Source organism: Nocardia sp. X0981 (assembly GCF_977089955.1).
This window is the reverse complement of record NZ_OZ372435.1, coordinates 4,762,804-4,775,907: the sequence shown is the minus strand read 5'-3', so window position 1 is coordinate 4,775,907 and position 13,104 is coordinate 4,762,804. Positions and strand designations below refer to the sequence as shown.

At 67.2% G+C, this 13,104-nt stretch carries 11 protein-coding genes; 7 read left to right on the top strand and 4 right to left on the bottom strand.

Going from position 1 to position 13,104, the window contains the following annotated elements; translation table 11 throughout:
- Nucleotides 1-102 precede the first annotated feature (102 nt).
- The 4 genes from ACYR7D_RS20985 (at nt 103) to ACYR7D_RS20970 (ending at nt 5,243) form a co-directional block, all read left to right on the top strand.
- Nucleotides 103-1,149: an SMP-30/gluconolactonase/LRE family protein gene (locus ACYR7D_RS20985; protein ID WP_459546239.1), complete on the top strand. Its 1,047-nt coding sequence runs from the start codon at nt 103-105 to the stop codon at nt 1,147-1,149.
- Between the two features lie 171 nt (nt 1,150-1,320).
- On the top strand, nt 1,321-2,646 hold the full coding sequence (locus ACYR7D_RS20980; RefSeq protein ID WP_459546238.1) for a family 1 glycosylhydrolase: 1,326 nt from the start codon (nt 1,321-1,323) through the stop codon (nt 2,644-2,646).
- A 124-nt stretch (nt 2,647-2,770) separates the two neighbouring features.
- Nucleotides 2,771-3,958, top strand: a complete 1,188-nt coding sequence (locus tag ACYR7D_RS20975) for an AI-2E family transporter (RefSeq protein WP_459546237.1) — start codon at nt 2,771-2,773, stop codon at nt 3,956-3,958.
- Nucleotides 3,959-3,965: 7 nt separating this feature from the next.
- Nucleotides 3,966-5,243 (top strand): glycosyltransferase, encoded by a 1,278-nt coding sequence (locus tag ACYR7D_RS20970; RefSeq protein WP_459546236.1) that lies wholly within the window; start codon nt 3,966-3,968, stop codon nt 5,241-5,243.
- A 325-nt stretch (nt 5,244-5,568) separates the two neighbouring features.
- On the opposite strand, the gene ACYR7D_RS20965 is transcribed toward ACYR7D_RS20970, so the two are convergent.
- Nucleotides 5,569-6,225, bottom strand: a complete 657-nt coding sequence (locus ACYR7D_RS20965; RefSeq protein WP_459550230.1) for a TetR/AcrR family transcriptional regulator — start codon at nt 6,223-6,225, stop codon at nt 5,569-5,571.
- Between the two features lie 152 nt (nt 6,226-6,377).
- Between ACYR7D_RS20965 and ACYR7D_RS20960 the strand changes: the two genes are divergently transcribed.
- On the top strand, nt 6,378-8,096 hold the full coding sequence (locus ACYR7D_RS20960; RefSeq protein ID WP_459546235.1) for a GMC family oxidoreductase N-terminal domain-containing protein: 1,719 nt from the start codon (nt 6,378-6,380) through the stop codon (nt 8,094-8,096).
- A gap of 12 nt (nt 8,097-8,108) precedes the next feature.
- Here ACYR7D_RS20960 and ACYR7D_RS20955 read toward each other — a convergent pair whose 3' ends face one another.
- Nucleotides 8,109-8,942, bottom strand: a complete 834-nt coding sequence (locus ACYR7D_RS20955; RefSeq protein WP_459546234.1) for an acyl-CoA thioesterase — start codon at nt 8,940-8,942, stop codon at nt 8,109-8,111.
- A gap of 90 nt (nt 8,943-9,032) precedes the next feature.
- On the opposite strand from ACYR7D_RS20955, the gene ACYR7D_RS20950 reads away from it, so the two are divergent.
- A complete protein-coding gene (locus ACYR7D_RS20950; RefSeq protein WP_459546233.1) occupies nt 9,033-9,635 on the top strand; it encodes a TetR/AcrR family transcriptional regulator in 603 nt (200 codons plus the stop codon).
- Here ACYR7D_RS20950 and ACYR7D_RS20945 read toward each other — a convergent pair.
- Nucleotides 9,613-10,254 (bottom strand): hypothetical protein, encoded by a 642-nt coding sequence (locus ACYR7D_RS20945; protein ID WP_459546232.1) that lies wholly within the window; start codon nt 10,252-10,254, stop codon nt 9,613-9,615. The two genes, ACYR7D_RS20950 and ACYR7D_RS20945, sit on opposite strands and share 23 nt — an antisense overlap.
- Nucleotides 10,255-10,402: 148 nt before the next feature.
- On the opposite strand from ACYR7D_RS20945, the gene ACYR7D_RS20940 reads away from it, so the two are divergent.
- Nucleotides 10,403-11,989 (top strand): GMC family oxidoreductase, encoded by a 1,587-nt coding sequence (locus tag ACYR7D_RS20940; RefSeq protein WP_459546231.1) that lies wholly within the window; start codon nt 10,403-10,405, stop codon nt 11,987-11,989.
- A gap of 49 nt (nt 11,990-12,038) precedes the next feature.
- Here ACYR7D_RS20940 and ACYR7D_RS20935 read toward each other — a convergent pair whose 3' ends face one another.
- Nucleotides 12,039-13,088 (bottom strand): alpha/beta hydrolase, encoded by a 1,050-nt coding sequence (locus ACYR7D_RS20935; protein WP_459546230.1) that lies wholly within the window; start codon nt 13,086-13,088, stop codon nt 12,039-12,041.
- Nucleotides 13,089-13,104: the final 16 nt, after the last annotated feature.

The window sequence follows — 13,104 nt, the reverse complement described above, 5'->3', positions numbered from 1 at the left end:
GACGCACAACTCCCGGCGACGGGGATCGATCTCTTATCGCGATCGTCAGCGTGAAAAACATGCGTTGGACTCATCGACGGGGCCGAGGGTGGAATGGGATTCGTGGAGAGTTCAACGACCCGGACATCGCATACCGGGGCCGACGACCGAGAGCCGAAACCCCCTCTGTATGCGGGATTTCCGCGGCCGCTACCGGCCGGAAAGAAGCTGCTCATCGGGATATCACTCGCACTCGCCTGCGCCGGTCCGCTCATCCCCGCGCATCGGGCGGAGACGCCCCCTCCGGCGTTCCCCGATGTCATCGACCTGCCCGTGGGGTTCCGCCCGGAGGGTATCGAAATCGGGCCACGATCCATGGCCTACCTCGGCTCGAGAGCAGACGGCTCCCTCTACCGCGCCGATCTCGTGAGTGGGCAGGGTGAGATCCTGAGCCGGGGTCCGGGCACACCGGCGCTCGGGATCCACCTCGATTCCCACGGCCAGCTGTTCGTTGCCGGCGGAAGCAGTGGCGAGGTCCGCGTCGTGGACGCCCGCACAGGTACGGTGCGGGCGACCTACCGGCTCGGAACGGCGCCGGACACATTCGTCAACGACGTGACCTTCACCCCGGCCGGAGCGTGGTTCACCGACTCGCACACACCCGTGCTGTACCACCTGCCCATCGGACCCGACGGGGCGCTGCCGCCACCCGAAGCGGTCGTGCGGCTGCCACTGAGCGGTGATATCGAATACGTGCCCGCGGCGATCAATGCCAATGGGATCGTGGGTACCCCTGACGGTACGGGACTGGTCATCGTGCAGTCGGCGGCCGGGCGTCTCTTCCGCGTGGATCCGGCGACCGGCGAAACACGCAGGATCGATCTCGGCGGTGAGGCGATCCCCCACGGCGACGGACTGCTCTTGCATGGCAGCACACTGCTCGTGGTTCAGAACCGGCTGAACACGATTGCTGTGATCGCGCTCGACCACGCGGGCACGACGGGCACGGTCGAGCGACGCATCACCCACCCGAGCTTGGATGTTCCGACCACCGTCGCGATGTCGGGAAATCGGTTGTATCTGCCGAACGCCCGCTACGACACGATGCCGGAGCCGGCTACTTCGTACACGGTCGTTGTGGTGGATTATGTCGGCGATCGGGATCGATGAGGATTCATAGTTAGATGCGCATATTTACATAACGACAATAATTGTTTTGCCGGGGGTGTTTCCGACGCCGGGATACGAACGGGCCGACCGGATCATCCGCCGGTACTAGGCTGTGATGCCGAGACGCATACCGCGAGGGCGGGGCCGCGCAGAGAACAGGAGACCGAGCCGATGGGTCAACTGAACCGTCGTCGATTCCTCACCACGAGTGCGGCCACCGCCGGCGCCCTCGCTCTCGGGACTCCTCCCGCGGCCGCTCGGCCCGCTCCCCCGGTGGAGGTCGCGCAGCTGGGGCCCGATTTCCTGTGGGGCGTCGCCTCTTCCGGATTCCAATCCGAAGGACGAGCACCGGACAGCAACTGGACCCGATACATCGCCGCCGGGAAAACCGAGCACCCCTACCTGGAATCCGTGGACTTCCACTCGCGCTACCGATCCGATATCGCGCTAGCGGCACGGCTCGGAGTTCGGGTCTATCGGATCGGGATCGAATGGGCCCGAGTCCAACCCCGTCCGGGTGAATGGGACGAGAACGGATTCCGGTTCTACGATGCCGTCATCACCGCTATCCGGACAGCCGGAATGCGGCCCATGCTGACGCTCGACCACTGGGTCTATCCCGGCTGGGAATTCGATCGAGGCGGTTGGCGGCGTGACGAGATGGTCGCGGACTGGCTGGCGAACGCCCGCGCCGTGGTCGACCGGTACGCGACACACGATCCGCTGTGGGTCACGTTCAACGAACCTGCCGCCTATCTGATGAACGAGGTACGGCACGGCGGAATCGCCGTTACGGATATCCCTGCCGTTCAGGATCGGATGGCCACCGCGCACAACACCGTCTACGACCATATCCACCGGGTCCGGCCCGGGGCGATGGTCAGTAGCAATGTGGCCTACATCCCCGCCGCCGAAGCCGCGATCAACGGAGCCTTCATGGAACGGATCGGGGCGAAACTCGATTACATCGGGATCGACTACTACTACGGGTTCTCGCCGCAGAGCGTGCTCACCCAGCTTCCGGACCCCGGCGAACTCTGGACCCTCTCCCTGCAGCCCGAGGGCATCTATTACGCCCTGGACCACTACGCGCGCCGGTTCCCCGGCAAACCTCTCTACATCGTGGAGAACGGGATGCCGACCGAGAACGGCCGGCCGCGCGCCGACGGCTACACCCGTGCCGATCTGCTCCGCGACACCGTCTACTGGTTGCAGCGCGCCGCCGCCGACGGGATGAACCTCCTGGGATACAACTATTGGAGCTTCACCGACAACTACGAATGGGGGTCCTACACCCCCCGGTTCGGGCTCTACACCGTCGATGTGCTCGATGATCCGGCGCTCACCCGGCGGCCCACCGACGCGGTCGCGGCGTATGCCGCGATCACCCGGGCCGGCGGTGTTCCGAGCGCCTACCGGCCCACCCGCGCCCCGGCCGTCTGTTCGGTCGTGGACGGTCTCGCCAGCTGCGTCGAACGGGTGACCGTACCGCGCTGATCCGCGGTACGGTCACCCGCCGATATCACCGGCAACGCCCGAGCGGCCGGCGGGCGGTGGTATCCGGAGCACTCGCCCGACCGGGCGAACTGCCCGTGTCGCCCGGTCGTGGGAGACTGGCCGGGTGAACGGCGAGAAGAAAATCCGCGAAGAGAGCGCCGACGCATCCACCCCCACCTCACCCGACCGGGGGGAGGTGATCGGTTCCGGGGTGCTGTGGCTGGCGAAATGGGCGCTGTGCGTGGTCGCCATCGCGGCGGGGGCATGGGTCCTGGGTTTCCTCGCCGCGAAACTGTGGGTGGTGCTGTTACCGGTACTGCTCGCGACGGTGGTCGCCACCGTGCTGTGGCCGCCGACCGGGATCATGATGAAAGCCGGGCTCCCGCCCGCCGCGGCGGCGTCACTGAGCCTGATCGGATTCATCGGACTGCTCGCCGGCGGTATCGCGCTGATCGTGCCCTCGGTGGTGGATCAGGTACCGGAACTTTCCGACAAGGCCACCACCGGTATCAACACGGTACGGGACTGGTTGCAGGGCCCGCCGCTGAACATCCGCGACGAACAACTGGATTCGGCGGTCGACGCGGTGGTCTCCCGGCTGCAGTCCAGCGCCGAACAGATCGCCTCCGGAGTCTTCACCGGGGTCAGCACCGCCACTTCGGTACTCGTCACCATCTTCCTCGTCCTGGTGCTGTCGTTCTTCTTCATCAAGGACGGGCCCCGCCTGGTGCCGTGGATGCACAAGTTCCTCGGTGGACGCAGCGGACGGCACGCCGAGGAAGTGCTGATCCGGATGTGGGATGTACTCGGTGGGTTCATCCGCACCCAGGCCCTGGTCAGTTTTATCGACGCGTTCTTCATCGGCCTGGGCCTGGTACTGCTCGGGGTGCCGCTGTGGGGGGTGCTGACCGCGCTCACATTCCTGGGCGGGTTCATTCCCATGGTCGGCGCGTTCGTCGCCGGTGCGCTGGCCGTGCTGGTGGCCTTGGTCGGTAACGGCTTCACCACAGCCCTGATCGTGCTCGCCATCATCATCGCGGTACAGCAGCTCGAGGGCAATGTGCTGCAACCGGTCCTGCAGAGCCGCACCATGAAACTGCACGCCGTGATCGTGCTTCTGGCGGTGACGGGCGGCGGCACGATCTACGGCATCACCGGAGCCTTCCTGGCTGTTCCGGTGGTGGCCGTGGTGACCGTGGTGATCCGGTACATCAACGAACAGATCGATATCGCCGTGGCCGGCCCGGCCGAGGAGACCGAGGGTGAACCGGCGGCGCCCGAGGTGGGTACCGCGATCCACGAGAAGAAGTAGGTACGACGTGCGGGTGCTGTTGGCGGCCGGTGGGTCGCGTGGCGATATCGAGCCGCTCGTGGGCCTGGCGCTACGGTTACGGGAAGCGAATGTCCAGGTGCGGGTATGCGCGCCACCGGATTTCGAACGGCGCTTCACCGAGTACGGTATGGCGTTCGAACCGCTGGGGCCGCCGGTGACCGGCCCCCGAGCACGGGCGGATCTGGCGCAGTACGTGGGAGACTGGCCCAGGATCCAGTTCGCCACCCTCTGTTCCGCGGCCGCCGACTGCGCTGCGGTGGTGACCACCGACGTGACCCATATCGCGGCCCGGTCCGTCGCCGAGAAACTGGGTGTGCATTACCAGTACGCGAGTTATCAACCGACCGCTCTGCCTTCGCCCCATCATCCACCGATGCCGCTGCCGGGCGACCGGGCCGCACCGGCGGCGATCGGTAACGAGCTGCTGTGGGAGATCGACGCCCACGGTTGGAACGCGCAGTTCGGCCGGGCACTCGATACCGGGAGGGCGGCGCTCGGGCTGGCGCCGGTGCGCAATGTGCGCGACCATGTCATCGCCTCCGGCCCGTGGCTGGCCGCGGATCCGATTCTGGGGCCCTGGCCGCAATCACCGGGGCTGGATGTGGTGCAGACCGGCGCCTGGATCGTGCCCGACGAACGCCCTCTGCCTGCCGAACTGGTGGCGTTTCTGGAATCGGGCACACCTCCGGTGTACGTCGGCTTCGGCAGTATGCCGATGCGCGCCGGCGTCGCCCGAGTGGCGATCGAAGCGATCCGCGCACACAACCGCCGTGTGCTGATCTCCCGCGGCTGGGCCGAACTGTCCGCGAGCGACGAGCTCCCCGACTGCATGGTCATCGGGGAGGTGAACCACCAAGCACTGTTCCCCCGGGTCGCCGCCGTCGTCCACCACGGTGGCGCGGGTACGACGACGGCCGCCGCCCGCGCCGGCGTACCGCAGGTGGTGGTACCCCAGATGATGGACCAGGCGTACTGGGCACGCCGGGTAACCGCTCTCGGCATCGGCACGGTATGCGAGGACATCGATTCCGGAGCGGCGCCGTTGTCCGCCGCTCTCGAACCGGCCTTGGCGTCCACCACCCGGGCGCGTGCGGGCGCGGTGGCCACTGAAGTCCGGGCGGATGGGGCAGCGGTGGCAGCCGGACTGCTCATCGACGCGATCGGTCGATCGCGATCAGCTGTGCGGCGGCGACGCGAGGCGGAGGTGCCCGCGCCGGACGTCGGCGCACCGATGACAGGGGGACCGGGCCCGGCTGATACGTAGGCGCGACACCCGATCCGAGCGGGCCCCGCGGCCGGACCTCCGATAGCGCCGGGCTAGACGAAGAGCGAGGCAGCGCACCCGAATAGGGCGGTTCCCTCTGCCGGTGTTCGCCGGTGCTGTGAGTCCGGCCGGATCGATCCCGAGCGGTTCTGGACCGCTGTGGTGACTTTCGGCCCTACCCCGGTATCCGGCGCCACGGGACAGTCGCTCTCCGGCGTGGGCCGTACGAGTCGAAAACGGTGGAGGTGTGCATGCCGCGGACATCGGAGGCGTGATCGTTCGGCAGCCACTGCTCTTCCCAAGGGAAAGCCGGCGGCCCGGGCCCTCATCCGGCTCCGAGCAGAGCCTCCAGGGCAGCTATATGCACTTCGAAGACCTGGTCGCGGTCGGTAAAGGTATCGGCGCCGTACATATCGAAGACATCGAAACTCACCGCACCGAACAGCGTGCACCAGATCGTGAGTGCCCGGGCGATCACCCAGTCGGGCATATCCCGGCCGAGATCTTCGCGGATCCGGGTGAAATCGGCGGCCAGCGCGCCGGGAATCGGTGGGTCGGCGACCGGCCGGGTGAGCCGGCCCTGCTGGTATGCCTGTTCGACGATGCCCAGCAGGGTCATGATCACTCGCGTCCCCGGAGCGACCGTGCGCTCCGCCGGTGCCGCGTATCCGGGTACCGGGGTGCCGAACAGGAGTCCGTACCACGCGGGCTCGGCCAGCGCCCAGGTGCGGACGGCGCGCGCGGTGGTACGCAAGCGTTCGATCGGATCGGCCGGTGCGGCGGCGAGCGCGGAATCGACCGCGTCGCCGAGCGCGTCGTAACCCTCCACCACCAGCAGGGTGAGCAGTTCGTCCCGGCTGCGGACGTAGCGGTACACCGCCGAGGAGACCACGCCGAGATCGCGGGCCACGGCGCGGAGCGACAGGGCGGCCGCGCCGTCGGTGGCAAGATGTTCGCGCGCGATGCGCACGATATCGGACATGGTCTGGGCACGAGCACGAGCGCGGGGGGTGGTCACTCGGTCAGCCTGGCCAATACCGAGAGCAGTGTCAACAACAGCGATCACTGCTCCCCACCCCCTGTGTTACTGTTACCGCCAGTCACTGAAGACCTTCCGAACCGAGGAGTAGTCCCATGGCCGAGGCGACCACGGATTTCGATGTGCTCATCGTGGGTTCCGGGTTCGGCGGCAGCGTCACCGCGCTGCGCCTGGTGGAGAAGGGCTACACCGTCGGGGTCCTCGAGGCGGGGCGCCGCTACTCCGACAGCGAATTGCCGAAGACCAGCTGGGATCTGCGCAAATTTCTGTGGGCACCGAAACTGGGCTGTTACGGGATCCAGCGCATCCACCCGCTGCGCAATGTGCTGATCCTCGGCGGAGCCGGGGTCGGCGGGGGTTCGCTCAACTACGCCAACACCCTCTACGTCCCACCGGAGCCGTTCTTCCAGGATCCGCAGTGGCGTGATATCACCGACTGGCGCGATGAGCTCACCCCCTATTACGAGCAGGCCAAGCGGATGCTCGGAGTGGTGCAGAACCCGCATATGACCCCCGCCGACGAAGTTTTCCGGCAGGTCGCCGAGGATATGGGTGTCGGCGATACCTTCGTCCGGACACCCGTCGGAGTGTTCTTCGGCGAGCCCGGGGAAACCGTCGACGATCCCTACTTCGGTGGTGTCGGACCGTCCCGGACCGGGTGCACCGAATGCGGTGACTGCATGGTCGGCTGCAAGGTCGGCGCCAAGAACACCCTGGTCAAGAATTATCTGTATCTGGCCGAGCAGGCCGGCGCGCGCGTCGTGCCGATGACCACTGTCACCGAGCTGCGCCCGCAGGCCGACGGCAGCTGGGTGGTGGCCGCCGAACGCACCGGCGCGTGGGTGCGCAAACAGCGCACGACCTACACAGCCCGGCAGGTCGTGGTCGCCGCAGGAACCCTGGGTACCCAGCGGCTCCTGCACGAGATGCGGGACCGGAAAGTGTTGCCCGGACTGTCCGACCGGCTCGGACTGCTCACCCGCACCAACTCCGAATCGATCGTCGGTGCCGCTACGAAGAAGCTGCAGCCGGGGCAGGACTTCACTCGTGGCGTAGCCATCACCTCGTCCATCCACCCGACCCCGGACACCCATATCGAACCCGTCCGCTACGGGAAGGGCTCGAACGCGATGGGATTGCTGCAGACGCTCATGGTCGACGGGGGCGGCCGGATTCCGCGCTGGCTGCGCTTCCTCGGTATCGCGCTGCGCCATCCCCTGCTGCTGATCAGTTTCCTCAGCGTCCGCAACTGGAGCGAACGCACCATCATCTCCCTGGTCATGCAGCATCTCGACAATTCGATCACCACCTATACCCGGCGTGGTCTCTTCGGTCGCAAGCTGACCAGCAAGCAGGGGCACGGGCAGCCGAACCCGACGTGGATTCCGGCGGGAAACGAGGCAACCCGGCGAGTTGCCGAACATATCGGCGGAACCGCAGGCGGCACCTGGGGCGAGGTGTTCAATATTCCGCTCACCGCGCATTTCCTCGGCGGCGCGGCAATCGGCGCCGACCGTGACTCCGGGGTGATCGACGCCTATCACCGGGTGTTCGGATACCCGACCCTGAGCGTGGTCGACGGTGCGGCCGTCTCGGCGAATCTCGGCGTGAACCCTTCGCTCACCATCACCGCACAGGCCGAGCGGGCCGCCGCCTATTGGCCGAACAAAGGGGAACAGGATCCCCGGCCCCCGCAGGGCGCGCCCTACCGGCGGATCACGCCGGTGGCGCCAAAGGCTCCCGTGGTGCCGGAATCGGCACCTGCCGCCCTACGGTTGCCGATCACTCCGGTAGGCGATCCGGCCGCAGGCTGAGCCGGGCAGGCCTCAGTCCTTGTAGTAGACGAGCTGGTGGCTGCTCGCCAGCAGGGTACCGTCGTGCCCCCACAGCTGAGCATTCTGATCGAAATGCCCGTGTGCGAAGCGGTTCGCGCGGGCGGTTCCCAGCAGGTATTCGGTGCCCTGCGCGGCCAGTTCGTCCGCACTCGCGTGGTAGTAGACGGTGAGCGAAACGGTGCCCGCCGGCACGAACCGGCCACGGCGCAGGAAGACACGTGGATAGAACGCGTCCGACAGAGCTGTCAGCGAGGCGAAGTCCAACGGACGCGGCGGATTGTCGCGTAGCCACAGGGTGCTCACCGAATCCGGGTGACCGGCTGCCGCCTCGGTGGGTGCGGCTTCGGGCACCGCACCCGCCACGAAACGCAGGTCGTAGTTGCGACCCCAGGCGATGAACTCCGGGAATTCCTGCGGAACGGCGTCGCCGGGGCCCGGTACCGAAGGGCGTTCCGTTTCCGGAGCGGCCCAGGTGTCGCGGCGAATGCCGAAGACGGCGGTGGCAGTGGTGGTGATACCGGCTTCCTGGGTGAGTTCGAGTTGCCAGTGCTGATTCGTCCGGTTGGTGCGAACGGGGCGCGCGGTGATCTCGAAGGGACCGTCGGCGATGGGCCCGGCGTAGTTCACCGTCAGGGACAACGGGTCGCCCAGCCGATCGGGATGCTGTTCGATCGCCCGGATGAGGGCCGCCGCGGTGACCCCGCCGAACGGACCGACCATATTCGCGTAATCCGGGCAGGTACGACCGGTGAGGCGATGCGCGCCGAGGTATTCCGTGGCGATAGCGGTGTCGAACGGATGGGGCGGTGCATCGATCCCGGTCACGGATCCTCCTTGAACATTGTGCCGAATACGGCACCATACCGATTTTAAGTATGACAACATACATAGAAACAGGAGACAAGAGGGAGGACCATGCCACGACGGAAAGATCCCGGTGGGCCGCGGGCGGCGATGATCAACAGCGCGATCGCGCTGATCCGGCGACGAGGGGTGGCGGCGGTCTCGTTCGCCGATGTCCTGAAGGCCAGCGGCGCGCCCCGCGGCTCGGTCTACCACCATTTCCCCCGCGGCCGGGCGCAGCTGGTCACCGAGGCGACCGAGCTCGCCGGCGCCCGGGTCACCACGGAACTCACCCGGGCCCTCGACACACCGCAGACGCCGGAGGCGCTACGAACGTTCGCCGGGCTGCTGGCCCGCGGCCTGGACAAAGGCGACTACGCGGTGGGGTGCCCGATCGCCGCGGCCGCACTGGGCAACGAACCCGATGCCGTCGCGGCCGCCGGGTCCTCGTTCGATACCTGGCGGGAACTGATCGCCGATAAACTCGCCACCGACGGCGTTCCGGAGCCACGAGCCCGGTCCCTGGCCCTCCTCATGGTCAGCGCACTCGAGGGCGCGCTGATCGTGGCCCGCACCGAACGCAATACGGCCGCTCTGGACACGGTGGTCGCCGAACTCGGCGTGCTCTGCCGAGCCGCGGCCGAACCCGGACTCAGTCCACCGGCCGAGTCTTGATGGCGTCACGCGAGATGAAGACATCGTATTCACCGGGGCCCGCGATCACCGCGTTACCGTAGGCGGAGCGGACGAACGGTGAAGTGAACCAGCGGTCCTCCCCCATATCCTCGAAGAAGTCGCGATCGCCGCCGTTGAGGAAAATATGATTCTGGGTGGTGGCGACACCGTCCAGCCGCTGCCCGTACAAGCGGGAAACCTTGTACCCCGAGTGGAAACCGAGCGCGTTGACCCAGGGCTCGAGCTCCACGATCTGAGCCTGCAGTACCCAGGAATCACCTTCGACGCGGTGCGTACTGCGCTGCCCCGAACCGCCGTCCTCGTCGAACAGGGTCAGTTCCACCTCGAGTTGGTGCTCGGCACCGGCCACCGGAGACACCACCACATGCGCTGCCCGGACCTCCCCTGTCAATCCCAGATAGGTTTGCACCAGGGTCGCGATCCACAGCACCAGCGCCGCCGCGGCCAACAGCGCCACCCCGCCCGTCCCCCGCGCGATCAACGCCCGCGGCCTTTTCTTCCCCATAGCGATCAGTGCCGAAACCACCAGGGCCACACCGATGATGATCACGACGATCGAACCGGTCTGCAGCACCCCGAAATCCACCGGGTAACTCATGGGCAGGTTATACCCGTCCCACGGCCCACTAGTACCGGGAACCGGGATTCCGCACAGAAGAGTGGTCTCGGCCCGGTCCGCGCGAACCCGCCCCCTACCGTGCCGCGCTCTCGTATGTTTGCGGAACACGCGATCGAAAGGTGCGAAGATGACAGACGTCAGTGCGGACTATGTGATCGTCGGGTCGGGATCGGCGGGCGCCCTGCTCGCGAACAGGCTCAGCACGGATCCCGGGCGCTCGGTGATGCTGCTCGAGGCCGGTCCGGCCGACAGGGACAAATTCATCCGTATCCCCGCCGGATTCGCCAAACTCTTCCGCACTCCGTACGACTGGGACTATCTCACCGAACCCCAACCCCAGCTGGACGGCCGTAGGATCTACTGGCCGCGGGGGAAAACCCTCGGCGGCTCGTCCTCCCTCAACGCCCAGATGTGGGTACGCGGGTTCCGCGCCGACTACGAGGACTGGGCCGCCGCGGCCGGTCCCGAATGGGGCTTCGACAGAGCCGTCGCCCAGTACCGCACCATCGAGAACGTCGAGGGTCCCGCCGGTGCCGACCACGGCACCGAGGGCCCCCTGCGCATCTCCCACCAGCGCAGCCCGCGCCCGTCCACCGCTGCTTTTCTGCGTGCGGTGGCCGAACGCGGTTACGCCGTCGAGGCACCGAACCTGCCGGAGCCACAGGGTTTCACCCAGACCATGGTCACCCAGTACCGGGGCCGCCGCTGGAGCACCGCCGACGCATATCTGCGGCCCGCCATGAAACGGCGCAACCTCACCGTGCACACCGAGGCCACCGCCACCCGGGTCCTGTTCGACGGCGACCGCGCCGTGGGTGTCGAGTATTCGCGCGGCGGCCACCTCGAGCAGGTGACCGCACACACGGAGGTGATCCTGTGCGGCGGCGCGATCAACAGCCCGCAGTTGCTCATGCTGTCCGGTATCGGTGACCGCGCCGAACTCGAACGGCACGGTATCGAAGTCCGGCACCACGCCCCGGAGGTCGGGGCCAACCTCCAGGACCATCTGGTGGCAGGCCTCGGCTTCGGAGTGAATGCCGATTCGCTGTTCGGGGCGGAGAAACCCGGACAGCTGTTCACCTATCTGCTGCGCCGCCGCGGCATGCTCACCTCGAATGTCGGCGAAGCCTACGGTTTTCTGCGCAGTGATCCCGGGCTTTCCCTTCCTGATCTCGAATTGGTGTATGCGCCCGCGCCGTTCTATCACGAGGGACTGGTCGACCCGACCGCACACGGTGTCATCCTGGCGACCGTGCTGCTGCGGCCGCACAGCCGGGGCACGATAACGCTCGCCTCCAAGGACCCCTTCGCCAAGGCCGTGATCGACCCGAAGTATCTCTCCGACGACGCGGGGACGGATCGGGCCGCCCTCATGACCGGTCTGCGCTACTGCGCCGAGATCGCCGGCACCGAGGCGTTGAAAGAGGTCCTCGGACCGCTCTGCTATCCGCCGGAGGCACCCGGGGCACCCGAGTCGGAGGCCACCCGGGCCCTCGCACTGAACGCATACGCACATACCCTTTACCATCCCGTGGGTACCTGCCGGATGGGCTCCGACGACAGCAGCGTGGTCGACCCGGAACTGCGGGTCCGCGGCGTCCGGGGGTTGCGGGTAGCGGATGCTTCCGTTATGCCGGTGCTGGTACGCGGGCACACCCACGCACCCGCGATGTTCATCGGCGCCCAGGCCGCCGATTTCCTCACCCGCGGGTAGACCCGGCCGGGGCCGCCGGCTCCGGCCATGTGCGGCCCCGGCGAGATCTTCAGGAGCCGACGGGGATTCCGAGAGCCGAACTCAATGTCGGCCAGCTACGACGCAGTTGCACCTCGAAATCAGGCCAGGCATGCATCCCTTCGGGAAGGAAATCGATCACGGCCGGAATCCCGAGCTCGTCCAGTCGCGCGGCCAGACGTTCGGTGCACAGCCGCGCCCCGGCCTCGAGCAGCGATCCACCGCCGAGCAGGACGGCCAGAATTTCCGGACCGTCACCGATGGACATGAGCGCGGCACCACTGGGGGCGCCGTTGGCGACCGAGACGTAGATACGTGTTCCCCGTAACCGCTCCGCACCCAGGAGGCTGTCGTGGGCCGGCCATTCCGGTGATGCCGGCGGACCGAACAAATTCTCCGGATTCCCGCCGCGCGAGGCCACGGTCATGATGGTGACCGCGCGGCCCAGTTGATCGGCCGTGGAATAGCATCCGCTCAGACCCGCTACACCGCGATAGAAGCCTTGATGACGCTGGGTGAGCATCATCGCCGCCTGCGCGCCCATGGAAACCCCGGCGATCGCGCGAGTACCGGTCGAGCCGAGGTATTTCTCGACGACAGGGGGCAATTCCTCGGTGAGGAAGGTTTCCCATCGGTTCAACCCGAGCGCGGCGTCCACGCGGAGCCAATCGGCGTACATACTGGCCGTTCCACCGGTGGTGAGCACCACGTCGACCGGTTTGTCGGCGAAGAATTCGGCGGCACCGCCTCGGGTCAGCCAGCCGGAGGTGGGCCCGCCGTCCACCCCGTCCAGCAGGTAGAGCGTGGGGCGCGGCGCCGGGCCGGTACCGATGAGCGTATCGATCGCTATCTCCCGGCGCATGGCGGACGAGCGAACATACAGCCGGATACGCCGATTGCCGAGCACTGCCACACGCACCAGTTCCCCACCGGCGGGCCGGATGTCACCGGTGGCCGGAGCCGCCGGTATATCCGCGGGCGGGACCCCACCGGCCGGGAAGGCTGTGAGGGCCGTGCCCACCACCGCCAGCGCGGCCAGTACGGCCGAGCGGGATCTTCTCTCAACGCCTCGCCGAAACACTGTGGTCTCCCTCCGC